This is a genomic window from Micromonospora sp. NPDC049204 (assembly GCF_040647935.1).
GTDB lineage: Bacteria > Actinomycetota > Actinomycetes > Mycobacteriales > Micromonosporaceae > Micromonospora.
In genome coordinates this window covers 111,893-136,316 of sequence record NZ_JBEZDC010000019.1, presented here as the reverse complement: position 1 = coordinate 136,316, position 24,424 = coordinate 111,893, and the positions used below count along the sequence as shown (strand labels likewise).

At 71.3% G+C, this 24,424-nt stretch carries 25 protein-coding genes and 1 pseudogene; 17 read left to right on the top strand and 9 right to left on the bottom strand.

Going from position 1 to position 24,424, the window contains the following annotated elements:
• Positions 1-72 precede the first annotated feature (72 nt).
• The 3 genes from AB0A90_RS29390 (at position 73) to AB0A90_RS29380 (ending at position 4,435) form a co-directional block, all read left to right on the top strand.
• Complete coding sequence (locus AB0A90_RS29390) at positions 73-759, top strand: response regulator transcription factor (protein ID WP_357254245.1); 687 nt, start codon at positions 73-75, stop codon at positions 757-759.
• Positions 760-1,115: 356 nt separating this feature from the next.
• Complete coding sequence (locus AB0A90_RS29385; RefSeq protein WP_357254243.1) at positions 1,116-1,880, top strand: ABC transporter ATP-binding protein; 765 nt, start codon at positions 1,116-1,118, stop codon at positions 1,878-1,880.
• Positions 1,880-4,435, top strand: coding sequence for an ABC transporter permease (locus AB0A90_RS29380; RefSeq protein ID WP_357254241.1), 2,556 nt, complete (start codon positions 1,880-1,882; stop codon positions 4,433-4,435). The genes AB0A90_RS29385 and AB0A90_RS29380 overlap by 1 nt, the downstream gene beginning before the upstream one ends.
• A gap of 103 nt (positions 4,436-4,538) precedes the next feature.
• Here AB0A90_RS29380 and AB0A90_RS29375 read toward each other — a convergent pair whose 3' ends face one another.
• The gene (locus tag AB0A90_RS29375; RefSeq protein WP_357254277.1) at positions 4,539-5,195 is read right to left on the bottom strand and encodes an HAD family phosphatase; all 657 of its coding nucleotides are present in this window, start codon (positions 5,193-5,195) and stop codon (positions 4,539-4,541) included.
• Positions 5,196-5,315: 120 nt separating this feature from the next.
• Positions 5,316-6,116, bottom strand: coding sequence for a neutral zinc metallopeptidase (locus tag AB0A90_RS29370; RefSeq protein WP_357254239.1), 801 nt, complete (start codon positions 6,114-6,116; stop codon positions 5,316-5,318).
• A gap of 108 nt (positions 6,117-6,224) precedes the next feature.
• Here AB0A90_RS29370 and AB0A90_RS29365 point away from each other — a divergent pair, with 108 nt between their 5' ends.
• Positions 6,225-6,587 (top strand): hypothetical protein, encoded by a 363-nt coding sequence (locus tag AB0A90_RS29365; protein ID WP_357254237.1) that lies wholly within the window; start codon positions 6,225-6,227, stop codon positions 6,585-6,587.
• A gap of 4 nt (positions 6,588-6,591) precedes the next feature.
• On the opposite strand, the gene AB0A90_RS29360 is transcribed toward AB0A90_RS29365, so the two are convergent.
• The gene (locus tag AB0A90_RS29360) at positions 6,592-6,765 is read right to left on the bottom strand and encodes a hypothetical protein (RefSeq protein ID WP_357254236.1); all 174 of its coding nucleotides are present in this window, start codon (positions 6,763-6,765) and stop codon (positions 6,592-6,594) included.
• Positions 6,766-7,019: 254 nt separating this feature from the next.
• Between AB0A90_RS29360 and AB0A90_RS29355 the strand changes: the two genes are divergently transcribed.
• Both AB0A90_RS29355 and AB0A90_RS29350 read left to right on the top strand, forming a co-directional pair.
• A complete protein-coding gene (locus AB0A90_RS29355) occupies positions 7,020-7,412 on the top strand; it encodes a YciI family protein (protein ID WP_357254275.1) in 393 nt (130 codons plus the stop codon).
• A gap of 3 nt (positions 7,413-7,415) precedes the next feature.
• Positions 7,416-8,672, top strand: a complete 1,257-nt coding sequence (locus AB0A90_RS29350; RefSeq protein WP_357254234.1) for a sigma-70 family RNA polymerase sigma factor — start codon at positions 7,416-7,418, stop codon at positions 8,670-8,672.
• Positions 8,673-8,688: 16 nt separating this feature from the next.
• On the opposite strand, the gene AB0A90_RS29345 is transcribed toward AB0A90_RS29350, so the two are convergent.
• Complete coding sequence (locus AB0A90_RS29345) at positions 8,689-9,789, bottom strand: ionic transporter y4hA (protein ID WP_357254273.1); 1,101 nt, start codon at positions 9,787-9,789, stop codon at positions 8,689-8,691.
• Positions 9,790-9,879: 90 nt separating this feature from the next.
• On the opposite strand from AB0A90_RS29345, the gene AB0A90_RS29340 reads away from it, so the two are divergent.
• From AB0A90_RS29340 to AB0A90_RS29330, 3 genes are read left to right on the top strand one after another with little or no spacing between them, the layout of a single operon-like run.
• Positions 9,880-10,242: a metalloregulator ArsR/SmtB family transcription factor gene (locus AB0A90_RS29340; protein WP_357254232.1), complete on the top strand. Its 363-nt coding sequence runs from the start codon at positions 9,880-9,882 to the stop codon at positions 10,240-10,242.
• Positions 10,239-10,757 (top strand): SRPBCC family protein, encoded by a 519-nt coding sequence (locus AB0A90_RS29335; RefSeq protein WP_357254230.1) that lies wholly within the window; start codon positions 10,239-10,241, stop codon positions 10,755-10,757. Before AB0A90_RS29340 ends, AB0A90_RS29335 begins: the two co-directional genes overlap by 4 nt.
• A gap of 30 nt (positions 10,758-10,787) precedes the next feature.
• Positions 10,788-11,279, top strand: a complete 492-nt coding sequence (locus AB0A90_RS29330; protein ID WP_357254229.1) for a DUF5946 family protein — start codon at positions 10,788-10,790, stop codon at positions 11,277-11,279.
• Here AB0A90_RS29330 and mug read toward each other — a convergent pair.
• Complete coding sequence (mug, locus tag AB0A90_RS29325; RefSeq protein WP_357254228.1) at positions 11,276-11,845, bottom strand: G/U mismatch-specific DNA glycosylase; 570 nt, start codon at positions 11,843-11,845, stop codon at positions 11,276-11,278. The two genes, AB0A90_RS29330 and mug, sit on opposite strands and share 4 nt — an antisense overlap.
• A 74-nt stretch (positions 11,846-11,919) precedes the next feature.
• On the opposite strand from mug, the gene AB0A90_RS29320 reads away from it, so the two are divergent.
• From AB0A90_RS29320 to AB0A90_RS29295, 6 genes and pseudogenes are all read left to right on the top strand, one after another.
• Entirely contained in the window at positions 11,920-12,663 is a 744-nt protein-coding gene (locus AB0A90_RS29320; protein WP_357254226.1) for a methyltransferase domain-containing protein, read from the top strand.
• A 36-nt stretch (positions 12,664-12,699) separates the two neighbouring features.
• Positions 12,700-13,509, top strand: a complete 810-nt coding sequence (locus AB0A90_RS29315; RefSeq protein WP_357254224.1) for a CPBP family intramembrane glutamic endopeptidase — start codon at positions 12,700-12,702, stop codon at positions 13,507-13,509.
• 119 nt (positions 13,510-13,628) lie between these two features.
• Positions 13,629-14,357 (top strand): alpha/beta hydrolase, encoded by a 729-nt coding sequence (locus AB0A90_RS29310; protein ID WP_357254222.1) that lies wholly within the window; start codon positions 13,629-13,631, stop codon positions 14,355-14,357.
• A 400-nt stretch (positions 14,358-14,757) separates the two neighbouring features.
• A pseudogene (locus tag AB0A90_RS29305) lies at positions 14,758-15,525 on the top strand (ThuA domain-containing protein); the annotation flags it as partial.
• Between the two features lie 588 nt (positions 15,526-16,113).
• Positions 16,114-18,942, top strand: a complete 2,829-nt coding sequence (locus tag AB0A90_RS29300) for a PQQ-dependent sugar dehydrogenase (protein WP_357254220.1) — start codon at positions 16,114-16,116, stop codon at positions 18,940-18,942.
• Positions 18,943-19,156: 214 nt separating this feature from the next.
• Positions 19,157-20,065 (top strand): NAD-dependent epimerase/dehydratase family protein, encoded by a 909-nt coding sequence (locus AB0A90_RS29295; protein WP_357254218.1) that lies wholly within the window; start codon positions 19,157-19,159, stop codon positions 20,063-20,065.
• On the opposite strand, the gene AB0A90_RS29290 is transcribed toward AB0A90_RS29295, so the two are convergent.
• Together AB0A90_RS29290 and AB0A90_RS29285 are read right to left on the bottom strand one after the other, a co-directional pair.
• Positions 20,062-20,556 carry a GNAT family N-acetyltransferase gene (locus AB0A90_RS29290; protein WP_357254216.1) on the bottom strand — a complete coding sequence of 165 codons (495 nt, stop codon included), beginning with the start codon at positions 20,554-20,556 and terminating at the stop codon, positions 20,062-20,064. The two genes, AB0A90_RS29295 and AB0A90_RS29290, sit on opposite strands and share 4 nt — an antisense overlap.
• A 57-nt stretch (positions 20,557-20,613) precedes the next feature.
• The gene (locus AB0A90_RS29285; protein ID WP_357254214.1) at positions 20,614-20,817 is read right to left on the bottom strand and encodes a hypothetical protein; all 204 of its coding nucleotides are present in this window, start codon (positions 20,815-20,817) and stop codon (positions 20,614-20,616) included.
• Positions 20,818-21,035: 218 nt separating this feature from the next.
• Between AB0A90_RS29285 and AB0A90_RS29280 the strand changes: the two genes are divergently transcribed.
• Complete coding sequence (locus AB0A90_RS29280; RefSeq protein WP_357254212.1) at positions 21,036-21,530, top strand: GNAT family N-acetyltransferase; 495 nt, start codon at positions 21,036-21,038, stop codon at positions 21,528-21,530.
• An 18-nt stretch (positions 21,531-21,548) separates the two neighbouring features.
• Here AB0A90_RS29280 and AB0A90_RS29275 read toward each other — a convergent pair whose 3' ends face one another.
• Both AB0A90_RS29275 and AB0A90_RS29270 read right to left on the bottom strand, forming a co-directional pair.
• Complete coding sequence (locus tag AB0A90_RS29275; protein WP_357254210.1) at positions 21,549-21,989, bottom strand: VOC family protein; 441 nt, start codon at positions 21,987-21,989, stop codon at positions 21,549-21,551.
• Positions 21,990-22,080: 91 nt separating this feature from the next.
• Positions 22,081-22,728 (bottom strand): TetR family transcriptional regulator, encoded by a 648-nt coding sequence (locus AB0A90_RS29270; RefSeq protein WP_357254208.1) that lies wholly within the window; start codon positions 22,726-22,728, stop codon positions 22,081-22,083.
• A 122-nt stretch (positions 22,729-22,850) separates the two neighbouring features.
• Between AB0A90_RS29270 and AB0A90_RS29265 the strand changes: the two genes are divergently transcribed.
• Positions 22,851-24,305: an MFS transporter gene (locus tag AB0A90_RS29265; RefSeq protein ID WP_357254206.1), complete on the top strand. Its 1,455-nt coding sequence runs from the start codon at positions 22,851-22,853 to the stop codon at positions 24,303-24,305.
• The last annotated feature ends 119 nt before the right edge of the window (positions 24,306-24,424 follow it).

The window sequence follows — 24,424 nt, the reverse complement described above, 5'->3', positions numbered from 1 at the left end:
GGTCCGCGACGCACGTCCGCCGTACGCGAGGATGAGCGGTGCGGGCACGACGTCGGCGGAACGGGAGACGAGATGACGGATCGGGTGGCCTCGGCGCGGCCGGTGCGGATCCTGCTCGCCGACGACCAACCGCTGCTGCGCACCGGCTTCCGGATGGTGCTGGGGGCCGAGAGTGACCTGAATGTGGTGGCCGAGGCCGGCGACGGTGTGGAGGCGGTGGAGCTGTCCCGCCGGCTGCTGCCCGACGTCGTGCTGATGGACATCCGGATGCCCCGGATGGACGGGGTGGCGGCGACCCGGGCCATCGTCGACTCCCGGCTGCCGGTGCGGGTGCTGGTGCTCACCACCTTCGACCTGGACGAGTACGTGGTGGGGGCGCTGCGCGCGGGCGCCAGCGGCTTCCTGGCCAAGGACGTGCCCGCCGAGGAGTTGATCGCGGCGATCCGCACGGTGGCCGGCGGGGACGCGGTGGTCTCGCCGCGGATCCTGCGCCGGCTGCTGGAGCGCTTCGCCGACCTGCTGCCCGATCCGGCGGCGACGCCCGCACCGGTGCTCAACGCGCTCACCGACCGGGAACGCGAGGTGCTGGTGCAGGTGGCTCGGGGGTTGTCCAACGCCGAGATCGCGGCGGTGCTGTCGGTCAGCGAGACCACGGTGAAGACCCACGTCGGGCGCCTGCTGACGAAGCTGCGACTACGCGATCGGGTGCAGGCCGTGGTGCTGGCGTACGAGTCGGGTCTGATCCGCCCCGGGGCGTAGCCGACGTCCGGCGGCTACCCCACTCGGCGTACTCGGAAATCCCTCCGTGGGGGGACGGCCTTGTTGCCGTGCTCACCTACCGTGACCGGAGACGGCTCGGCGCGGTTGACCCTCCTGTGGCGTGAGGGGGCAGTCTCGGGTTCGGCGCTGTCCACCGGTCGCGGGAAACGGGTCGACCGGTCGTCGGGTCAGGGGCAACCCTGATCCGGCATCGGGGGCCACCCGCAGCGGGAAATCCGCGCCGGGTCCCCCCAGGGGCGGACGGAACGGGCGTGAGCAGCGCCGATGATGGAACAGTCACGCCGGACCATCGGGGGGCGGCGTGAGCAGACGGACAGACGGAAGAGGTAGATGACGTGACCGCGACGGTAGGCCAAGCGCAGGCCGCGGCCCGGGCGAACGACGTGTGGAAGGTGTACGGCAGCGGCGAGGCTCAGGTCGTCGCGCTGCGGGGGGTCAGCGCCGAGTTCGAACGTGGCCGGTTCACCGCGATCATGGGGCCGTCGGGTTCGGGCAAGTCGACGCTGATGCACTGCCTGGCCGGTCTGGACTCGGTGACCCGGGGGACGGTGGCGATCGGTGAGACGACAGTCACCGGGCTGGGCGACGCGGGGCTGACGAAGCTGCGCCGCGACAAGGTGGGCTTCATCTTCCAGCAGTTCAACCTGCTGCCCACGCTGACCGCCAAGGAGAACATCCTGCTGCCGTTGTCGATCGCCGGGCGCAAGCCGGATCCGGCCTGGTACGACACGGTGATCACCACGGTTGGTCTGAAGGACCGGCTGGACCACCGGCCGGCGCAGCTCTCCGGCGGGCAGCAGCAGCGGGTGGCGTGCGCGCGTGCCCTGGTCTCCCGCCCCGAAGTGATCTTCGCGGACGAGCCGACCGGCAACCTGGACTCGCGCTCCGGCGCGGAGGTGCTCAACTTCCTGCGTAGCTCGGTCCGCGAGCACGGCCAGACGATCGTGATGGTCACCCACGACCCGACCGCCGCCGCGTACGCCGACCGGGTGGTCTTCCTCGCCGACGGGCAGATCGTCTCGGAGTTGATCGAGCCGACCGCCGAGACGGTGCTGGACACCATGAAGAAGCTGGACACTCCGGCCGAGGTGGGCAACTGATGTTCCGGGCGACACTGAAGAGTCTGCTGGCCCGCAAGGTCCGGCTGATCCTGTCCGGTCTGGCGGTGGTGCTCGGGGTGATGTTCGTCTCCGGTGCCTTCGTGTTGACCGACACGCTGGGGCGTTCGTTCGACTCCGTCTTCGCCGACGGCTTCTCCGAGATCGACGTGAACGTCGCGGCGAAACCGAAGGTGGAGCTCAGCGAGATGGAGGGCGAGCAGACCTCCGCCCCGCTGCCCGCCGCCCTGGTGGAACGGGTCAAGCAGGTGCCGGGGGTGGCCTCGGCGACCGGCATCGTCAACGCCGACGGCGCCCGCGTGGTCGGCAGCAACGGCAAGGTGATCACCTCGTTCGGTCCGCCCCAGCTGGGTGAGAACTGGATCGGCGAGAGCGACCTGATGCAGTTGCGGGAGGGGCGCGCGCCGCAGGCCGAGGACGAGGTCGTGCTCAACAAGGCGCTGGCCACGGCGGCGAAGGTGCAGGTCGGCCAGAAGGTCGGCGTGCTCACCGCGTTCGAGTCGAAGAAGCGGGACTTCACCCTGGTCGGCATCATGGGCTACAGCGGTGACCGGGACTCGATCGGCGGGGTCAACGAGGTCTTCTTCACCACGCCGGTGGCGCAGCGGCTCATGCTCGGCGAGCCGGACACGTTCAGCAGTGTCACCGTCCGCACCGCCGGTGGGGTCTCCGACGAGACGCTGCGCGACGACGTGGCCCGCGCGCTGGGGCCGGACTTCGAGGTGAAGACCGGTGAGCAGGTGGCCGCGGACGCGTCGGCCGGCCTGAAGGAGGGCTTGTCCTTCTTCAACAAGATCCTGCTCGGCTTCGCCGCGGTGGCGTTGCTGGTCGGCACGTTCCTGATCCTCAACACCTTCTCGATCATCGTCGCGCAGCGCACCCGGGAGTTGGCGTTGATGCGCGCCATCGGGGCCAGCGGTCGGCAGATCATCGGCTCGGTGGTGTTGGAGGCCATCGCGGTGGGGCTGATCGCCTCGGTGCTCGGTCTCGCCGCCGGCATCGGGGTAGGGGCGCTGCTGGCGTTCCTGTTCGGCGAGCTGGCCGGTGGGCTCACCCTGGCCGGGATCGGCGTACCGGCGGCCGCGGTGATCGGCTCGTTCGCGGTTGGTCTGGTCATCACCGTGGTGGCGGCGCTGCTGCCGGCGTTGCGGGCGTCGCGGATCCCGCCGATCGCGGCCATGCAGGACGTGGCCACCCCGGACCGACCGTTGACCAAGATCACCGTGACCGGGTCGCTGGTCACCGGGATCGGCGCGGTGCTGCTGTTCCTCGGGCTCAGCGGCAACGCCCGGGGCAGCACGTTGCCCACCATCCTGGGTGGGGTGCTGTTCGCCTTCATCGGTGTGGCGCTGCTGACCCCGCTGATCAGCCGGCCGGTGGTGAACCTGCTCGGCGCGATCTTCTCCTGGTCGGTGCCGGGCAAGCTGGGCCGACTCAACTCCGGGCGCAACCCGCGCCGCACCGCGATCACCGCCGCGGCGCTGATGGTCGGCATCGCGCTGGTCACCGGCGTCACGGTGATCCTCGACTCGGCCAAGGGCAGCATCAGCGCGCTCGCCCAGGACACCATCAAGGCCGAGTTGGTGATCTCCGGTCAGCAGGGCGGTCCGCGTCCGCCGAGCTTCGACCCGGCGGTGCTGGACAAGGCCAAGGCCCTGCCCGGCGTGCAGCTGGTCGACGGCGAGTACGGCGACATGGCGAAGCTCGACGGCGAGAGCACCTGGGTCGCGGCGAGCAGTGACATCGCGTCGCTGCGGCAGATCTTCGGGGCGAAGGCCACGGCCGGTGACATCGACCGGCTCGGGCCGACCCAGATGCTGTCCAGCTCGGACACGGCCACCTCGCGTGGCTGGTCGGTGGGTTCGACGGTCAAGGTGCAGTTGACCCGGGGTGAGGCGCGGACGTACACCGTCAGCGGCATCTACGAGTCGTCCCAGCTGACCAACCCGGTGACGTTGCCGGTGCAGGCCGCGAAGGACTTCACCATCCCGCAGCCCAGCCAGGGCTTCATCCAGCTCGCCCCCGGCGCCCGGGTCGCCGACGTGCAGCCCCAGGTGGAGACGCTGCTGGCGGACAGCCCCGAGGTGTCGGTGGCCGACCGGGACGCGTTCATCAAGCAGCAGACCGGTCAGCTCGACGGGCTGCTCACGATGATCCAGATCCTGCTGGCCCTGGCCATCGTGATCGCCGTGCTCGGCATCATCAACACCCTGGCGCTGTCGGTGCTGGAGCGGACCCGGGAGTTGGGTCTGCTGCGGGCGATCGGTCTGCGCCGGGGCCAGACGATGGGCATGATCACCGTGGAGGCGGTGGTGATCTCCGTGTTCGGCGCGCTGCTGGGCGTGGCGGTCGGCACCGGTCTCGGCGCCGCGGTGGTCGAGGCGCTCAAGGACGAGGGCATCACCGACCTGATCCTGCCCTGGGGGCAGATGGGTGTCTTCCTCGGTCTCGCCGCGATCATCGGTGTGGTGGCGGCCGTGGTGCCGGCCATCCGGGCGGCCCGGATCAACGTCCTGGGCGCGATCGCCCACGACTGATCGGCAACAGCCGACGCCCCCGGTCGCCAGTGCGATCGGGGGCGTCGGCCGTCCCGGGGCGATTCGTCCCCGATCGACGCTCAGGCGGCGGGGCGCCGGCCTCTCAGCCGGTCGCCGCGGCCCGGTCGGTCAGCAGCGCCGCGAGCAGCCCCAGGTCCACGCCGGTCAGGCTCTCCACCTGATGTACGCCGGCAGTGCGCGCGAGCGCCACCTCCGCCGGTACGGCCAGCACCGCCGCACCCGAGGCGAGCGCGCTGGCCACCCCGGTCGGCGAGTCCTCGATCGCCACGCACCGCTCGATCGGCACACCGAGCTGCCGGGCGGCGGTCAGGTAGGGCTCGGGGTGCGGCTTGGCCGCCACCACCTCGTCGCCGGCGACCACGGTGTCGAAGGTGTCCCGGCCCAGGGTGTCCAGGGCGATCTCGACGAGCGCCCGGGGGCTGGAGGTGACCAACGCGGTGGGGATCCCCGCCGCCCGGACCGCGCGCAGCAACTCGAAGGCGCCGGGCCGCCAGGGCAGTCCGGTGCGGAACAACTCCAGGATCCGGGCGTTGATCCACGCCGCGCTGATCTCCGGATCCCGTTCGGGTTGCCCCAGGTCGTCGTGCAGGATGCGCATCGACTCGGCCATGGCAGTGCCGATGATCGACCGGCGGGCGTCCTCGGACAGCTCCCCGCCGTACTCCCGGGCGAGTTCCTGCAGCGCGACGTCCCACAGCTTCTCGCTGTCGACGAGCGTGCCGTCCATGTCGAAGAGCACGGCGGCAAGGTGGTGGCTGCTCAGCGGATCCTCCAGGGTCGTGGCCGACACCGGCGATCCTGCCAGGCCGGCACCCCGCTGGTGACCGCGATGGGCGCCGACGTGATCCGGGCAACCCGCTCAGCCCAGGTCGCAGGCCTCCAGCGAACGCTCGTAGCCGCGGAAGAACGAGTCGGTGCGCTGCTCGGCGGTGCCGTGCGAGCCCTCCGCGAACCACGGCTGGTCCGGGTCGTCGCCCACGGCCGCCAGCCCCTCACGGAACTCGTCGAGGTCACCGTCGGCCAGGGTCAGGACCTTGGCGCGCACCGAGTCGCCGAGGTACGCGCCGGCCATGCAGTCGGCCTGCAACTCCTGCTGGATGGTGAAGCTGTAGTTGATGCCGAGCCGCACCTGGATGCCGTGGGCGTACTCGTGGCCGAGCAGGTAGAACACGAACGCGTCACCGACCTGACGGAACGCCGCCACCGACCAGGCGATGTCGTACGCGATGAAGTCGCCCCGGGAGCAGTAGACGGCGTTGTTGCGGGGCAGCGGTTCTCCCCCGCAGGACACCTCGCCCGCCCGCTGGTACGGGGTGATCCGCCGGATCGGTTGGAACCGCTGCCCGGACTCCTTGAACTGGGCCGCCCAGTACCGTTCGGCGATCGTCTGCGCGTCGGCGACGTCCTGCTCGAATTCGGCGACACTTGTGGTGCCGTCGGCCCGGGTGGTGTTCGGCGCCGGGGATCCCTGCGAACGGGCCGGCGCGGGGCGCTCGCCCTCCGGCTCGGCCAGCCCGCCCCCGGCGCAGGCGAGCGACAGCAGGGCGGCGATCAGCAGGGCCGCCAGCGGTCCCCGGGCGGCGCGTCCTGACCGTGTGCCCACTGTGCCTCCCCAGACATCCGTGCTCGCGCTGGTAGTACCCCGACGATACGACCCCACGCCCACGCACCGGATTCACGTGCGGCGGCTGCGGATGGTTCACGGCAACCGTGTCGTACGGCCAGAATGAGCCGGGGCGGGTGCGGCCGTCCGGCGAGGAGGGTCGTCGTGCACGAGCTGGGCAGCCGCTGTCGCCGTCAGCCGGCCCCGCCACACGTCGTGTGGCGTTCGCTGCGCGACCCGTACGAGGTCGGTGCCCGGCCCTGGCTGGAGCTGCGTGACGACGAGGTGGCGCCCCGGGTGCTCGCCAGCTACGCGCCCGTACTGCTGATCTGGTCGTCGCTGTGGCCGCACCGGCCGCTGGACCGGATCCGTTTCGACCTGGCCGCCGACCCACCCGGCCCGGAGTGCGCGCTGCGGTGGACGCTCACCACCGGCGGGGACGTGCCGAGCGAGAGCACACTGGGGTACCTGCGGCACCGGCTCAACTACCTGATCAACGACCGGCTCCGCCGTTCCTACGGTCAGTGAGCCGTCAGCCGCCGGCAGCGCCGCCGCGCTGCCAGGTGTCGCCCTGGTCGCCGTGTCGCTCGGCCTCGTAGCGCTGCTGCCGGCCGAGGGCATCCCGACCGGCCGTGCGTTCGTCGTTCCCGACCTCGCCGGTCCGCCGCCCCCGCCGAACCACAACCCCGAACGCGGCAACAGCCACCGCAGCGAAACCTCCCACCACAGCCCAAACCACCGCCATGGCACCAACCTAGACCACCCCACCCCACCCCTCCCCCGTTGATCATGGAGTTATTGCCACTCGCATCGGCGTGTCGGAGCTATAACCTCATGATCAACGGATCGAATCGGGCGGGGGCCGGGGGTGGGTGTCCGGGTTGGGGGTTGGGCTTCGACGTTTCTGGTGAGCGGCGCCGGAGGCGGTGCCAGCGACACGAGGAGACACCCGTGAAGTACATGATTTTGCTGTACGGCTCCCAGCAGGACTACGACGTGTTGTCGGGGCGGGCTTCCGACCGGCCCGCGATGTCGGCCGAGCAGATCGCGGCGATGCACCAGCACATGGAGACGTTCCACCAGGCGCTGGCCGAGTCCGGGGAGTTGGTGGACGCCCAGGGCCTGAGCGAGCCCGTGCACGCGCGCCGGGTGCAGGTACGCGAGGGCGCACCCGTGGTCACCGACGGCCCGTACCCGGAGACGCAGGAGGTCCTGGCCGGTTACACGATCGTGGAGTGCGCCAGCTTCGACCGGGCCACCGAGATCGCCGCCGGGCTGGTCGACCCGGACGCCCCCGGCGGGTACGTGGACGTGCGGCCGGTGCTGGAGGGCATCGAGGACCTGGCCGGCTGACCGATGCCGCAGACACCCGTCGAGGACCTGCTGCGCGCGCTGGCGCCGCAGGTCCTCGGCGCGCTGGTCCGTCGCTACGGGCACTTCGACACCGCTGAGGACGCCGTGCAGGAGGCGCTGATCGCCGCGGCCGACGGTTGGCCGCGCGACGGCGTACCGGACAACCCGCGCGGCTGGCTGATCACCGTCGCGTCCCGCCGGCTGACCGACCTGCTGCGCCGGGAGCAGGCCCGGATGCGGCGGGAGGACACGGTGGCGCGGTGGGTGCTGCCCGAGCAGTGGCGCGCTCCGGCGGCCGACCAGCAGCCCGCGGACGCCGACGACACACTCATCCTGCTGTTCCTGTGCTGCCACCCGGCGCTGTCGCCGGCGTCGCAGATCGCGCTCACACTGCGGGCGGTCGGCGGGTTGAGCACCGCCGAGGTGGCGCGCGCGTTCCTGGTGCCGGAGGCGACGATGACCCGGCGGATCAGTCGGGGCAAGCAGCGGATCCGCGACAGTGGGCTGCGGTTCGCGCCGCCGACCGGCCCGCAGCGCGCCGACCGGCTCGCCGCCGTGCTGCACGTGCTCTACCTGATCTTCACGGAGGGGTACGCCCGCACGGCCGGGCCCGGGTTGCTGCGCGCCGACCTGACCTCCGAGGCGATCCGGCTGACCCGCCTGGTGCACCGGCTGGTGCCCGAGGATCCCGAGGTGACCGGGCTGCTCGCGTTGATGCTGCTCACCGACGCCCGAGCGCCGGCCCGGATCGGCGCGCACGGCGAGCTGGTGCCGATGGCCGAGCAGGACCGCTCCCGGTGGCGGGCCGACCAGATCGCCGAGGGGGTCGGGTTGATCAGCGCGGCGCTGCCGCGCGGGGTCGTCGGGGCGTACCAGGTGCAGGCGGCCATCGCGGCCGTGCACGATGAGGCACCCAGCGCGGCAGCCACCGACTGGGCGCAGATCACCGCCCTGTACGAGGTGCTCCTCGGGATGTCCGACAATCCGGTGGTGGCGCTCAACCACGCGGTGGCGGTGGCCATGAGTCGGGGCACGCCGGCCGGGTTGGCGCTGCTCGCCGACCTGGCCGACGACCCGCGGCTGGCCGACGACCCGCGGCTGCCGGCCGCCCGCGCCCACCTGTGGGAGCTGCGGGGTGAGCGGGTCGCGGCGCGGGAGGCGTACCGGATGGCGGCGGCGCGCTCGACGAACCTGGCGCAGCAGCGCTACCTGAACGCCCGCGCGGACCGTCTCGGGGGCGACCCGCCGCCCGCCGGCTGAGCCGGGCGGCGGACGGTCAGGGACTCGCGGCCAGGAAGACGAAGGCGGCCAGCAACACCAGGTGTACGCCACCCTGCAGCACGTTGGCCCGGCCCGGCACGACGGTCAGCACCGCGGTCACCGCGGTCAGCGCGAGCAGGGCGAGCTGGGTGCCGCCGAGGCCGAGCAGCAGGGGGCCGTCCAGCCAGATCGAGGCGATGGCGATGGCCGGGATAGTCAGGCCGATGCTGGCCATCGCGGAGCCGAGGGCGAGGTTCAGGCTGATCTGTACGCGGTCGCGGCGGGCGGCGCGCGCGGCGGCGAGGGTCTCCGGCAGCAGCACCAGCAGGGCGATGATCACACCGACGAACGCGTGCGGCAGGTTCGCGGCCGCGACACCGGCCTCGATGGTCGGGGAGACCGTCTTCGCGTCGCCCACCACCGCGATCAACGCCACCAGCAGCAGCCCCAGGCTGATCAGCGCCGCTCGGGTCGTCGGCGGTTTGGCGTGCTCCTCGGCGTCGATCACCCGGCCCTGGCTGTCCACCGGCAGGAAGTAGTCGCGGTGCCGGCCGGTCTGCACGAGCACGAACAGCCCGTACAAGGCCAGCGACGCGACGGCGGCGAAGGTGAGTTGGGCCGGGCTGAACTCCGGGCCGGGCCGGGCCGTGGTGAAGGTCGGGATGACCAGACTCAGCGTGGCCAGGGTGATCACGGTGGCCAGCGCGCCGCCGGTGCCCTCCGGGTTGAACACGGCGACGCGCCGGCGCAGCGCCCCGAGCAGCAGCGACAGGCCGAGGATGCCGTTGCAGGTGATCATGACGGCGGCGAAGACGGTGTCGCGGGCGAGCGACTGGGTCTTCTCCGGCCCGCTGATCATCAGCGTGACGATGAGGGCGACCTCGATCACGGTGACCGCGACGGCGAGCACCAGCGACCCGTACGGCTCCCCCACCCGGTGGGCGACCACCTCCGCGTGGTGCACGGCCGCCAGCACCGCACCTCCCAGCAGCACCGCGACCACCACGATGATCGGAGCCGGCAGGTCCCGCCCCCAGGTGGCGAGCAGCACCAGCACGGCGAGCACGGGTACGGCGACGGTCCAGTCGGTCATCCGGGAGCGAAGCAGGGTGGCCATGGCGTACAGAGTGCCAGGCGACCTGATCATGTGCCCACCATCGACGCAGGCGGGTCACCAAACCCGTAACCCATGGGTTACGCTTCTGGTGTGGACGAGGTGGCCACCGCAATCGCGGACCCGGTGCGACGGCACATCCTGACCATGCTGCGCGCCGAACCCCTCTCCGCCGGCGACATCGCCCAACGGTTCGCGATCAGCCGACCCGCCATCAGCCGCCACCTACGGGTGCTGCGCGAGAGCGGGCTGGTCCGCGACGAGGTCGTGGGCCGACACCGGATCTACCGCCTCGACCCCGGCCCACTCGCCCCGCTGGCCGACTGGCTCGCCGGGCTGGTCGGCACCGACCGGTGGGAGCGACACCTCGACGCGCTGGAGACCGAGATCTATCGCACCCGCCGAGAGCGCCGCAGCAGCGGCCCGGCGGAGCATCGAAGGGAGCACACGGCATGACCCGTACGCCCACCGGACGCCTGTTTCGCACCGACGCCGGCCACGACCTCGTCCTCACCCGGACCTTCCGCGCCCCGGCGGAGGACGTCTGGGCCAGTCTGACCGAGCCGGAGCGCACGGCCCGCTGGTACGGCCCGTGGGAGGGCGACGCCGCGCCCGGACGGACCGTCCGGCTCCAGATGGCCTTCGAGGAGGAACAGCCCTGGTCTGAGGTCCACATCGACGCGTGCGAGCCACCGCGACGCCTCGCCGTGTCGCTGATCGACAGCTACGGCACCTGGCGGCTGGAGCTGGCGCTGACCGAGACCGACGGCACCACCGAGTTGCGGTTCGTCCAGCACCTCACGAGCGTGGAGGGCATCGCCGAGGTCGGCGCCGGCTGGGAGTACTACCTGGACCTGCTCGTCGCCTCCCGGGACGGCTCACCCCGGCCCGAGTTCGACGAGTACCACCCCGCCATGCAGCCCTACTACCAGGGCCTCGCCGGGCAGCTGGTGAACGAGGGCCGGCAGTGAGGGGCAGCAGCTCACCGAGGAGGGGCGCCCGTGCACGCGCGTTGCCCTGAGTGCGGAGGGGCGTTGCCGGCGACCGGCGACTGCTGGACGCGGCTGCACGAGCTGCTGGAGATCGAGACCCGCGTGCTACCCGCTCTCGAACCGGAGGCGGGGATGCGCGCGCACTTCTTCGCCGTGGCCACGTACCAGCTCCAGCATCCGTCCCGGCTCACGCGCGAGACGCTCGACCGCCTGCACGCCGCGGTCGACGAGATGACCGGGCCCGGCGCGCCTCCGATCGCGCACCTGCGCCGCGAGATGGGCCGCTTCGCGGCCGGCTCGCGGAAGGTCACCCGGTCGGCGCCGCCCACCGATCGTTCGCACCTCGACAAGCGCTGGCCGGTGTCGTGGTCGGTCACGGCCCAGGACGTCACGGAGCGACCGGAGGCGGAGTATCCCGACGCCGTCGGCCGCTGGGCGGTCGCGACGCTCGCCGACCTCCGTGTCGCGCTGGCCGGCCAGCACTCGCGAGACACGCCCTAGGGGTCGAGCTCCCGCCGCAACCTGGCGAACTCGGCGGTCAACGTGGGCAGGGGGAAGTGTGCGTTCAGGCCGCTGGGGTTGGGCAGCACCCACACCCGGGCCGGACCCAGCCGATCCGGCTGCGGACCCAGCCCGGCCTTCGGTCGGACAAAGGCGATCCGGTACGCGGTCACCCCGAGGATCGCCACCCACCGCGGCCGGTACCGCTCGGCCTTCACCGCCAACCCCGTCAACCCGGCCACCAGCTCCGCCGAGGTCAGCTCGTCGGCGCGGGCGGTGGCCCGGTTGCTCAGGCTGGTGATGCCCAGTCCCTGGCGAAGCAACTCGTCGTGCTCCCACGGGTGCAGCTCCCGGTCGGTGAACCCGCCACCGTGCAGGGCCGGCCAGAACCGGCTGCCCCGGCGGGCGAAGGGCAACCCCACGGCGGCGGAGTAGAGACCCGGGTTGAAGCCACAGAACAGCACCCGCAGGCCGGGGCCGATCACGTCGGCCAGGCCCCGGCCGGCCGCCGCCGCCACCTCCTGCGGGGTCGGCCGCCGAAACGGCCCCGCCCGCTGCGCGTCCACCCCACCGATCCTGCCGTACGCGCGGGCACCGGACGCGGCGCACGCCGATGATCACGACGTGGCACCATCCACGGATGCAGTCAGCCGACCACCTCGCCGCCAGCCGCCACGCCCGGATGCGCTGGAACACGCCGCTGGCACCGGAGCACGCGGCGTTGCTGCTGCAACGACTCGACGTCCGCCCCGGCGCGCGCGTGCTCGATCTCGGCTGCGGTTGGGGTGAGCTGCTGCTGCGCGCGGTCGCCGCCGGGGGCGTGTCCGGTCCGGTCGCGACGCGCGGCGTCGGCGTCGACACCGACGGCGACGCCCTGGAGCGGGGACGGCGACTGGCCGCGGACCGGTCGCTGAACCGGCACGTCACCTTCGTCGAGGGTGAGGCGGCGGCCTGGCAGGAGCCGGCCGACCGGGTGCTCTGCATCGGATCGGCGCACGCCTTCGGCGGTACCCTGCCCGCGCTCGACGCGCTCACCGCCGTGGTCCGACCCGGTGGCCGACTCCTGCTCGGTGACGCGTACTGGGAGCGCCCTCCGACACCGGAGGTCGAGGAGATCTTCGGCCGGGACGTGGTGACCCTCCCGGGGCTGGTCGAGGCCGCCCGGGAACGCGGCTGGCGGGTGCTGCACCTGAGCACCGCCGACCAACGGGAGTGGGACGACTTCGAGTCCACCTGGCTCGCGGGCCGCCAGGAGTGGCTGCTGACGTACCCGGAGGATCCCCGCGCGGCCGATGTCCGCACGCAGCTCGACGACAGGTTGCGCGAGTACGTCGACGGCTACCGGGGCATCCTCGGCCTCGCCTACCTCGTCCTCGGTCGCTGACGGCCCGTGTTGCCGCCACTGGCTACGCTGCCGGTGGTGAACGCCAACCCTCGCGTCGCCCTGCCCGGGCGGATCCTCGTCGTCTACACGGGCGCCGTGCTGGTGTGGCTGGCGCTCGGGGCTCTGCTCGACCGCGAGTACGACCGTCCGACCCATGCCGCCGGGGCGGTCCTCACGACGGCGCTGGTCGTACCCCTGGTCGTGGTTGCCCGCCACTGGCTCGACCGACGCCCCTGGGCCGGTCTCGGCCTGCCCTCGCTGCGGTCCGGTTGGCGGCGCCTGCTGCTCGGCATGGCCTGCTGGCTGGTGCCCGCCGCCCTCGGGTTCGCGCTCTGCCTCGGTCTCGGCTGGGTCGAGATCAGCGTTCGGACGTCCGTCGGGGACGCGCTTCGGGTGGCGGCGTTGCTGGTCGTCCTCGTCCTGCTGAAAGAGGCGCTGCCGGAGGAACTCGTCTTCCGTGGCTACCTGCAGCACAACCTCGCCACCCGGTGGCCGGCCGGGCAGGCGGTGATCGGGCAGGCGGTGTTGTTCACCCTGTTCGGGTTCCTCACCGGGGCCGCCCGGTCCGTCGACCGGCTCGCGCTGTTCCTCGTCTTCGCTCTCCTGCTGGGCGCCTTCCGTGCCGCCACCGGCGACGTGTGGGCGAGCATCGGCTTCCACGTCGCCTTCCAGACGGTCGCCCAACTGTTCGGTGAGGTCGGATCCGTCTTCGACGTCACCGGTTCGGCCGTCCTGGGAGTCGTGGCCATGGGCGCGATCCCGTTCTCGGTCGGCTGGCTGGTCGTGCGTCGCCTCTCTCGCGACCGCCTGGACTGGAGGGCGGTCGCACCGGACCCGGTGCGCTGAGGGCGCGGCCGTCGGCGTTTCGCCCACCGGCGGGACCGTCCTGGGGAAGAGTGGCAGGCGAGAGCTGTCGTCGACGACCCAGCGGTGGCACGGCGTCGCCCCGCCCGCGGAGGTTTCAGATGAGCGACAAGTCCCCCGCCGTGCAGGCGCGCAACGTCGTGCTGGTCCACGGCGCGTACGCCGACGGCTCCTCCTGGTCCGACGTCATCCCCCTGCTCCAGCGCGCCGGGCTGACCGTCACCGCGGTGCAGAATCCGCTGACGTCCCTGGCCGACGACGTCGCCGCCACCAACCGTGCCCTCGACCGCCAGGACGGGCCGACGGTGCTGGTGGGCCACTCCTGGGCCGGCACGGTCATCAGCGACGCCGGTAACCATCCCCGGGTCAGCGCCCTGGTGTACGTGGCGGCCCGCGCGCCGGACGCCGGCGAGGACTTCACCGCGCTCGCGGCGAAGTACCCCACGCCGCCGGCGAACGCCGGTCTCGTGCACCACGACGGGTACGCCCAGCTCAGCGAGAGTGCTTTTCTGACCGACTTCGCCGGCGGGGTGGAGGAGGCCCGCGCCCGCGCCCTCTACGCGGTGCAGGGGCCGATCGCCGGGGACCTGTTCCAGGGCCGCACGACGACGGCCGCCTGGCGGAACCGACCCTGCTACTACTCGATCTCCACGCAGGACCGCACGACCGCGCCGGAGCTGGAACGATTCCTGGCCGACCGGATGGACGCGACGACGATCGAGGTCGAATCGTCACATCTTGCCATGGTCACCCACCCGGAGACGATCGCCGACCTCATCCTCATGGCGACCCGGGGCGCTCGCGGTGGCGCGTCGGACGAGCGGGGTTAACCGCCCGACGCGCACCGGGGTCGACGGGGCAAACCGGCAGCGCCGCGCCCTGATCGGCGCGAAATTCTCGTCTTGGCGGGTGGACCTGCCGCCGGCCACGCGTCGTGTCGCGCCGCCCACGCCGCCCACGGAGCCGGACCCCCGGGCCGGAGCACGTGGGCTTGACGAGGGCCAGACATCGGAGGTTTACTGCGTCAGCGATGCCAGTCGATACAATTGATCGTCCACAGTGTCGGTCGAGTCGGCCGACTGGCGCAGCGCTCCGTCCCCCATTCACCCCACCACCCCCCGCACCACCTCAGCCGAGCATCGGCGGCCCGGCTTCCGCACCACCGCCACTGCGGCCCCGGCCTGCCCCCGTGCACAGCCTGAGGTCGACGCTCAGCAGAGGAGCAAGACCATGCGTTCCCGTCCCCGTCTGTTGGCTCTCATCACCGGCCTGGCCGTGCTGGTGGCCGGCCTGATAACCCTGCCCACGCAGGCCTCGGCCGCACCGCTGACCAAGGTCCTGGTGTTCAGCAAGACCGCCGGCTTCCGCCACTCGGCCATCCCCAACGGCATCGCCGCGATCCAGCAGCTCGGCTCCGCCAACGGCTTCAGCGTGACCGCGACCGAGGATGCCGGCCAGTTCACCACCTCCAACCTGGCCCAGTACCAGGCGGTGGTCTTCATGTCGACGACCGGTGACGTCCTCAACTCCAGCCAGCAGACGGCGTTCGAGTCGTACATCGCCGGTGGTGGCGGGTACGTCGGCGTGCACGCCGCCGCCGACACCGAGTACAGCTGGCCGTGGTACGGCGCGCTGGTCGGGGCGTACTTCGACTCGCACCCGGCGATCCAGACGGCGACCGTGAAGATCGAGGACCGCACCAACCCGTCGACCGCGCACCTGCCGAGCACCTGGTCGCGCTCCGACGAGTGGTACAACTACCGCACCAACCCCCGGTCCACCGTGCGGGTCCTCGCCAGCCTCGACGAGTCGTCCTACAGCGGCGGCAACATGCGCGGCGACCACCCGATCACCTGGTGCAAGACGGTCGGCAGCGGACGGGCGTGGTACACGGGCCTCGGGCACACCGAGGCGTCGTACACCGACCCGAACTTCACCCGGATGCTGCTCGGCGGCCTGCAGGTCGCCGCGGGTTCCGTGAGCGCCAACTGCTCGCCGGGGACGTCGCCGACCACCCCGCCGCCGACCACCGCCCCGCCGACCACCGCGCCGCCGACCACCGCGCCGCCGACGACGGCCCCGCCGACCACCCCGCCGCCCGCGGCCGTCGGTTCCACCCTGCGGGCCCGCGCCAACAACCAGTACGTCAGCGCGCCCAACGCCACCACCGCGCTGATCGCCAACAAGACCTCCGTCGGGACCAGCGAGCGGTTCGACGTGGTCAGCCTGGCCAACGGCAACGTCGCACTGCGTGCCAAGAGCAACGGGCAGTTCGTCGCGGCGGAGAACGCCGGAGCCTCCGCGCTGATCGCCAACCGGGGCAGCGCCGGCGCCTGGGAGACGTTCCAGCTCGTCCGTAACTCCGACGGCACGGTGAGCCTGCGGGCCACGGTGAACAACCGTTACGTCGCGGCTGACAACGGTGGTGGCTCTCCGCTGATCGCCAACCGGACCTCCATCGGTCAGTGGGAGAAGTTCGACCTCGTCACCACCAACTGATCGCGTCTCGACGCGCTCTTCACCACCCCCACCTGGCCGTGGTGCGCCCCCGCACGCCCCGGCCCTGGTCGTCGAGAAAGGACGATCATGCTTTCGAACCCCCGGCGCTGGTCCCGGGCACTCATCGCGGCGGTCACCACCGTCGCGAGCGTGACCCTGGCCGTGGCCGCTCCCTCCACCGCGCAGGCGGTGGTCATCCCCGCCTCCGATTACCAGCAGGTCAAACTCGCCACCGGCTCCGCCGAGCTGGGTGAGGCCATGTCCCTGGCCGTGCTGCCCAACCGTTCGGTGCTGCACACCGCCCGCAACGGTGTCCTGCGGGTCACCGACGTGAACGGCAACACCAAGACCTCCGGCACCCTGTCGGTCTACACGCACGACGAGGAGGGGTTGCAGGGCGTCGCCGTCGACCCCAACTTCGCCACCAACCGGTGGATCTACCTGTACTACTCGCCCACGTTGAGCACCCCGTCCGGGGATGCCCCGACCACCGGCTCGCAGTCGGACTGGGACCGGTGGAAGGGGCACCTGCGGCTGTCCCGGTTCACCCTCAACAGCGACGACACGCTCAACCTGAGCACCGAGAAGATCGTGCTCCAGGTCGCCAACGACCGTGGGCAGTGCTGCCACGTCGGCGGTGACCTGGACTTCGACGCCGCCGGCAACCTGTACCTGACCACCGGCGACGACACCAACCCGTTCGAGTCGTCCGGCTACGCGCCCCTCGACGAGCGGACCAACCGCAACCCGCAGTTCGACGCCCAGCGCTCGGCGGGCAACACCAACGACCTGCGGGGCAAGGTGCTGCGGATCAAGCCGCAGGCGGACGGCACGTACACCATCCCGTCGGGCAACCTGTTCGCCCCCGGCACGGCGAACACCCGCCCGGAGATCTACGCGATGGGTCTGCGTAACCCGTTCCGGATGAGCGTCGACAAGGCCACCGGCGTCGTCTACCTGGGCGACTACGGCCCCGACTCCGGGTCCACGAACTCCAGCCGCGGCCCCTCCGGTCAGGTCGAGTTCAACCGCATCGCGGCACCGGGCAACTTCGGTTGGCCGTACTGCACCGGCAGCAACAGCAGCACCGAAACGTACAACGAATACACGTTCCCGTCCGGGCCGTCGCAGTCCAAGTACAACTGCACGGGCGGGCCGACCAACAACTCGTTCCGCAACACCGGCCTCGGCACCCTGCCCGCGGCTAAGCCGGCCTGGATCAAGTACGCCGGCGACTCCGGGTCGCCCTCGGAGTTCGGCAGCGGCTCGGAGTCGCCGATGGGCGGCCCGGTGTACCGGTACAACGCCTCGCTCAACTCCAGCATCAAGTTCCCGCAGTCGCTGGACGGCCAGTTCTTCGCCGGCGAGTACGGCCGCCGGTGGATCAAGCCGATCAAGGTCAACTCCGACGGCTCGCGCGGGGAGATCTCCAGCTTCCCGTGGAGCGGCACCCAGGTCATGGACATGGCCTTCGGCCCGGACGGCGCGCTCTACGTGCTGGACTACGGCACCGGCTCGAACAACCAGGCGCTCTTCCGGATCGAGTACATCGGCGGCGGCAACCGCAACCCGATCGCGGTCGCCTCGGCCAACCCCACCTCGGGGTCGAACCCGCTGACCGTCAACTTCTCGTCGGCCGGTTCCTCCGACCCGGAGGGTGGGGCGCTGAGCTACCTGTGGACGTTCGGCGACGGCACCACGTCGACGGCGGCCAACCCGACGAAGACGTACACCACGAACGGCACCTTCTCCCCCACCCTGAAGGTCACCGACCCGACCGGCCTGTCCGGCACGGCGAGCCTGGTCATCACCGTGGGGAACACCGCGCCGACGGTGACGCTGACCACGCCGGCCGACGGGCAGCTGTTCAGCTTCGGTGACACCGTGTCGTACCAGATCTCGGTGAGCGACCCGCAGGACGGCACGATCGACTGCTCGAAGGTGAGCCTGACCTACGCGCTGGGCCACGACAGCCACGCGCACCAGATCACCTCGAAGACCGGTTGCAGCGGCGCCATCACCGTCCCGACGGACGGGGAGCACGACTCCGCGGCCAACATCTACGGAGTCTTCGACGCCGCCTACACCGACAACGGTGGGCTCACCACGCACAGCATCAAGACCCTGCAGCCGAAGCACCGTCAGGGTGAGCACTTCAGCGCCCAGTCCGGTGTCCAGGCGACCGACCACACCAGCGCCGAGGGTGGCCGCACCGCCGGGTTCATCGAGAACAACGACTGGATCTCGTACCAGCCGTACAACCTGTCCAACGCCAACCGCATCACCGTCCGGGCGTCGTCGGCCGGCGCCGGTGGCACCATCGAGGTCCGGGCCGGGTCGGCCACCGGCACCCTGCTGGGCACCGTCACGGTGCCGGTGACCGGTAACTGGGAGACCTTCGTCGAGTCGTCCGGCACGATCAGCAACCCGCCGAGCGCGTCGACCGCGCTGTACCTGGTGTTCAAGGGCGGGTCCGGCTACCTGTTCGATGTAGACGCGTTCACCTTCACCACCGGCACCACCACCCCCAGCGGAGGTATCACGCTGCGGGCGCAGGTCAACAACCAGTACGTATCGGCCGTCGGCACCAACCCGCTGATCGCCAACAAGGCCAGCGTCTCGACGACCGAGCAGTTCGACCGGGTGGACGCCGGCAACGGCAACATCGCCCTGCGCTCGCGCGCCAACGGGCTGTACGTGTGCGCCGACAACGCCGGCGCCAGTCCGTTGATCGCGAGCCGCACGACGGTCGGGCCGTGGGAGACCTTCACGATCATCAACAACTCGGACGGCACGGTCGGCCTGCGGGCGCTGGCCAACAACCAGATCGTGGCCGCCGAGAACGCCGGGGCGGGCGCGTTGATCGCCAACCGTACGTCGGTCGGGTCGTGGGAGAGGTTCATCCTGACCAGCTAGCCGGCGGTGCCCGGCCTGGTCGGCGGCCGGGGCTGCCGAACGGCGGGAGTCCGGGGCGGACGGTGAAAACCGTCCGCCCCGGTTCTTTTTGGGCTAAGAGAGGTGGGTTGAGCGGCTGCTGGGTGGGCGTTCGCCGCGGCGGTGCAGCCGGCGCAACGGACCGGGGGGCCACGGTGGCTTGACAAGCACCCGGGTCCAGAGTGGACGATGCACCGTGCGGATTCTCGTGGTGGGTGGCAGTGGCCTGATCGGCGCTCATGTCGTGGACGTGCTGCGCGAGCGCGGCCATGCCACCACCACGGTGGCGCGGACCGCCCAGCCGGGGGTCGATCACCGCCTCGATGTCGGGTCCGCCTCGATCGAGGACCTGCGGCCGTTGCTCGCCGGTCACGACGGCGTCGTGTACGCCACCCGCACCGACGAGCAGCGGCCGCTGCGCAAGCCGATCTACCCGGAGTTCCGCCGCGACAACGTCGAACCGGTGGTACGCCTGTGCACCGCCGCCCGCCTGGAGGGCCTCACCCGCGGGGTCGTGATGGGCTCCTACTACACCTATTTCGACCGGCTGCATCCGCAGTGGCGGCTCGCCGAGCGGCACACGTACATCCGCTGCCGTGTCGAGCAGGCCCGGGAGGGGCGGGCGGCCGCCGGCCCGGATCTGCCGGTCGCCGTTCTCGAACTGCCCTTCGTCTTCGGTCGGGCCGGTGACCGGCTGCCGAACTGGGCCGGGCCGCTGGACCGGTGGGCGCGGTCGCGTACCCCGCTGGTGGTGCCGACCGGCGGAAGCGCCGCGGTCGCGGTGCGCAGCGTCGCCGAGATCGCGGCGGACGCCTTGGAGCAGGCCAGCGGCGCGGACATTCCGGTCGCCGACGAGAACCTGACCTGGGACGACATGATCGGGCGTATCGCCGAGGCGGTCGGCCGACGTCGCCGGGTGGGCCGACTGCCGGCCGGCGTGGCGAAGGCCGCGTTCCGACTCGGCGGCGCGTTGCAGGGCCTCGGGGGCAAGGAGTCGGGCATCAACGTGACCCACCTCGCGGGCCTTCTGCTCGCCGAGCTGTTCGTCGAGCCGACGACCGGCCGGTCACTGGACCCCGCGCTGCGCGAGACCTTCCCCGTCTAGGCTGTCTCACCAGCGCGGCCCGCCCGCGCTGGACCGCGCGCCTGGCTCTCGGATGCCGGTGGTCGCGCCAGGTACGCGGTCTTGACGTCGGGCGCGAACCCGCAGGCGCGGTAGAAGGCGTGCGTCGCCGGGGTACGCGACCCCGTCATCAGCATCGCCTTGTAGCAGCCCGCGTCCCAGGCGGCCTGGAGGGTGCCGGCCATGATCTGCCGGCCGAGCCCGGTGCCGCGCCGCGACTCCTCGACGACCACGTTCTCGACCACGGCGTACGGCGAGGCCGACCGGCTGAGGTTGGGGATCACGTTGAGGTACGTCGTGGCGACGACGACCCCGTCCAGTTCGAGGACGAACAGACGCAGCCCCGGTGTGTCCACGATCTGGTGGAAGACCTGCTCGTCGGATCCGTCGTCGAGCACCGGATCGTCCGGGTTCAGTTGCCGGTAGAGGCGGATGATCTGCGCGAAGTCATCAGGCCGAGCCGCACGGAACATGCCCCGAGCGTAACGAGGAAGCCGGAAGCCGCCACCGCGCGGGCACGCGCCGCGCCGCTAACGGTCGACGCGTCGGACACCACGGTAGACCGCCGTGATGACCACGAAGAGCGTGCCCACGAGCACGATGGTGATGGCGGCGTTGACCACCACGGGCAGGTCCCGAACCAGGTACTGCTTCACGTAGTTGCCGCCGAGAATGACACACAGGTAGACCCACCAGGGCGCCCACGTGCTCCTCTGCTCTTCGTTCCCGCTCACGTACTGCCCTCTCTCGATGTGGTTGTCCGGACCTCGACCCGTCGATGACGGCCGCGGCCAGCGAGGCGACACTGCGTCCACTCTGGCGCCGACATACGGCCGTGCCATCGACACCGGGAATGAAGAAGACCTCATCAGTTGGTACTACGACCGCCCACCTCGGCGAGTCACTTTCTCGTCAATGGCGGCCGGGTCTGGGCCTGTGGCAGGGTGTGGCGGTGCAGAACGTCGATATCCGCGCCGCCACTCCGTCCGATCTCGCGTTCCTGGTCGACATGCTGGTGGAGGCCGTGAACTGGCTGCCGGAGCGCGACTGGTCTCGCGAACGGATCCTGGCCGACCCCGCGCTGGCGCACTACGTCACCGGGTGGATGCGGCCGGACGACGTCGGGGTGGTCGCGGTGGAGCCCGCCGGTCAGCCCGTCGGCGCGGCCTGGCTGCGGCACCTGACCGCCGCGGACCCGGGCTACGGGTATGTGAGCGACGACGTGCCGGAGCTGACCATCGGCGTGGTGGAGTCGTGGCGGGGTCGGGGGGTGGGCCGGATGCTGCTGCGCGCTGCCCGGGATGCCGCACGCGCGCGCGGCATCCCTCGGGTGTCACTGAGTGTGGAGCGTGCGAACTTCGCGGCGAAGCTCTACGCCGCCGAAGGGTTCCGCACGATCGAGTCGTTCGAGAACGCGGACACGATGGTCACCGACATTCGCGCCTGACCCTCGCGGCGCTGGCCCTCAACCGAGCTGTTCGGCCAGGCCGACGATGATGCCCTCCGGGCCACGGACGTAGCAGAGCCGGTAGCTGTTCTCGTACTGCGCCAACTCACCGACGAGTTCGGCCCCGTGCGGACGCAGGCGGGCGATGACGTCCTCGACGTCGTCGACGGCGAACATGATCCGACGAATGCCCAGGGTGTTCGCGGGCGCATCCGCCGGCTCGGCCCGGACCGCCGACGGCGTGTGGAACATCGCCAGCTCGACCTTGCCGTGGCCGTCCGGGGTCCGCAGCATCGCGACCTCCTGCCGAACGTCGTCGAGCCCGATCACCTGCTCCACCCAGCGCCCCTCGACCGGACCCCTGCCCTCCAACTCCATGCCGAGTTCGACGAAGAACGCGATGACCGCGTCAAGATCGTCGACAACGATGAGGACGTTGTCCATCCGCTGGATCGCCATGCCGGGCCTGCCTCTCCTTGGTGCGGCCATGGTGGCCGCTCACGACTGGGACGGAACCGCCCGGCCGTTCTCGACGTCCCGGACCGTCGGGTTATCCGGGCTTCTGCCCAACCGATGACCGGTGCGCGTGTGCCAGCGGCAGGAGCACGGCATCCACGATGGACTCGATCTGCTGGTCGGTGCTCCTGTCCTGCCCGTTGACGCAGTTGTACGTCAGCATCGCGGGCCCGACCGTGGCGAACACCCTCGCCTGCGCCTCGTCAATCGTCGACGCGCCGCCGGTCGGCACGTCCCGGCGCAGCAGCGCCAGGATCTGCTCCTGGCACGGGTCGGTCACCCGAGCCTGGAAGAGGGCACGCAGCATCGTCACGTCGTTGCCGCTCCCGGCGGCGACCGCCTGGAACGCGGCGCCCCTGGACCCGAACAGTGCCGAGTCGAAGTACTGCAGCAGCATCAGCAGACCCGCACGCAGGGAGGTCGACTCCGGCACGTCGGGCGGCCCCGGCAGCAGGGTGCCCAGGGCGTCGCGGATGAGTTCGTCCCGGTTGTCCCAGCGGCGGTAGAGGGCGGCCTTGCCGGTGCGGGCCGCCGCCGCCACGCCCTCCATGCTGAGCTTGGCGTAGCCGACGGTGCCGAGCTGGTCGATCACCGCTTCGAAGATCGCGCGCTCGAGATCCGCACCCCGTCGCCGCCCCTGGACCCGGGCCGCCTGGTCCGCCCCTGCGGTCGGAGTCGTCATCGGTCACCTCTCTGCCTCCGCGCGCGGAGACAGCTTGTCACGGTCACACCGCGGCCCATATAGTAGACGGAAGCGTTCACTATTGGCTCACTCGTCTCCACGCTATTCAAGCAGGAGGATCCGTGTCGAGTTCACCGCCCCGCACCGCGGACACCACCCGGTCGTCGGCCCCGAGGACCGGCCGGGCGGCCACGCTGACCCTGACGATCCTGGTGTCCTGCGAGGTCATGCTGATGCTCGACGGCACCGTCATCAACGTCGCGCTTCCGGTGATCAGAGACGGCCTGGGCTTCTCCACCGCCGGCCTCTCCTGGGTGGTCAACGCCTTCCTCCTCGCCTTCGGCGGCCTGTTGCTGCTCGGTGGTCGAGCCGGCGACATCCTCGGTCGACGCCGGGTGTTCCTGGTCGGCATCGCGCTGTTCACCGTGGCGTCCCTGCTCGGCGGCCTGGCCCAGAGCGCGGAGTGGCTGGTCGCCATGCGGACGCTGCAAGGCGTCGGCGCGGCACTCGCCGGGCCGAGCACCCTCGCCCTGCTGGTCATCAGCTTTCGGGGCGCCGCACAGACCAGAGCGCTCGGCATCTACTCGTCGACGACCGCGTCGGCGATGACTCTCGGCCTGATCCTCGGCGGCGTCATCGTCACCCTGGCCTCCTGGCGCTGGGTGCTGTTCGTCAACGTTCCGGTCGGCCTGTTCGTGCTGCTCTTCGCGCGCCGATTCGTCGACGAGTCACCACGGACGGCCGGCCGTCTCGACCTTCCCGGGGCGGCGACCTCCCTGGTCGGCATGGTCGGCGTCGTGTTCGGGCTGGTGCGCACCGCCGAACACGGCTGGAACGACCCGCTCACCCTGGTCGGACTGAGCGTTGGCGTCCTGTCGTTGATCGCGTTCGTCGTGATCGAACGAACGGCACCGCAGCCGATCATGCCGCTCGGCGTGTTCGCCGACCGTTCCCGCGCGGGGGCCTACCTGGGCCTACTGCTGGTGCCCATGGTGACCCTGAGCATGCAGTTCCTCCTCATCCTCTTCGTGCAGGAGGTGTCCGGCTTCAGCCCGCTACAGGCCGGCCTCGCCTTCCTGCCGATGGCGGCCGGGCTGCTGGTCACCGCCCGGAACGCGGCCAGGCCACTGGGCAGATACAGCGCGAAGACGACGGCCGCCACGGGTGTCGTCGTACTCCTGATCGCCACCGCCTGGCTGACCACGATCACCGCCACCACCGGTTACCTCGCCGGCCTGTTCGGGCCACTGCTGCTCGCCGGCGCGGGCCTCGGCCTCGTGGCCGTTGCGCTCAACGTCACCGTCATGTCGACGGTGGACCCCGAGAACGCCGGGGCCGCGTCCGGGCTACTTCAAGCGATCATGATGGCCGGTGCGACACTCGGGGTGGCGGTCCTGTCCACGGTGTACACCTCGGTCGTCGGTGACACCCCGCAGGTCACGGGCGCCGCACCCACCGCGTCGCTCATCGCCGACGGCATGCGCAGCGCATTCCAGGTCAGCACCGGCATCGCGGTCCTGGCCCTGCTCACCGTGCTGTTCACGGTCGCGTCGCCGGCCGGCGGCCGGACCCGGTGACGGCGAGCCGCCCCCATCGACACCGACGCGGGCGACCACGCCGGGCAATCGTCATCGAGCGGCCCGGTCTGACGGGCGGGTTGGACCGACAATGCCAGCGCGGCCAGGCCGGGCAGGGA

What these genes read in the sequence shown, in the direction of transcription:
- AB0A90_RS29300 (WP_357254220.1), top strand. Translation starts at nt 16,114, where the DNA reads ATGCTTTCGAACCCCCGGCGCTGGTCCCGGGCACTCATCGCGGCGGTC.
- AB0A90_RS29350 (WP_357254234.1), top strand. Translation starts at nt 7,416, where the DNA reads ATGCCGCAGACACCCGTCGAGGACCTGCTGCGCGCGCTGGCGCCGCAG.
- AB0A90_RS29310 (WP_357254222.1), top strand. Translation starts at nt 13,629, where the DNA reads ATGAGCGACAAGTCCCCCGCCGTGCAGGCGCGCAACGTCGTGCTGGTC.
- AB0A90_RS29380 (WP_357254241.1), top strand. Translation starts at nt 1,880, where the DNA reads ATGTTCCGGGCGACACTGAAGAGTCTGCTGGCCCGCAAGGTCCGGCTG.
- AB0A90_RS29320 (WP_357254226.1), top strand. Translation starts at nt 11,920, where the DNA reads ATGCAGTCAGCCGACCACCTCGCCGCCAGCCGCCACGCCCGGATGCGC.
- AB0A90_RS29290 (WP_357254216.1), bottom strand. Translation starts at nt 20,556, where the DNA reads ATGTTCCGTGCGGCTCGGCCTGATGACTTCGCGCAGATCATCCGCCTC.
- AB0A90_RS29335 (WP_357254230.1), top strand. Translation starts at nt 10,239, where the DNA reads ATGACCCGTACGCCCACCGGACGCCTGTTTCGCACCGACGCCGGCCAC.
- AB0A90_RS29275 (WP_357254210.1), bottom strand. Translation starts at nt 21,989, where the DNA reads ATGGCGATCCAGCGGATGGACAACGTCCTCATCGTTGTCGACGATCTT.
- AB0A90_RS29390 (WP_357254245.1), top strand. Translation starts at nt 73, where the DNA reads ATGACGGATCGGGTGGCCTCGGCGCGGCCGGTGCGGATCCTGCTCGCC.
- AB0A90_RS29355 (WP_357254275.1), top strand. Translation starts at nt 7,020, where the DNA reads ATGATTTTGCTGTACGGCTCCCAGCAGGACTACGACGTGTTGTCGGGG.
- AB0A90_RS29270 (WP_357254208.1), bottom strand. Translation starts at nt 22,728, where the DNA reads ATGACGACTCCGACCGCAGGGGCGGACCAGGCGGCCCGGGTCCAGGGG.
- AB0A90_RS29345 (WP_357254273.1), bottom strand. Translation starts at nt 9,789, where the DNA reads ATGGCCACCCTGCTTCGCTCCCGGATGACCGACTGGACCGTCGCCGTA.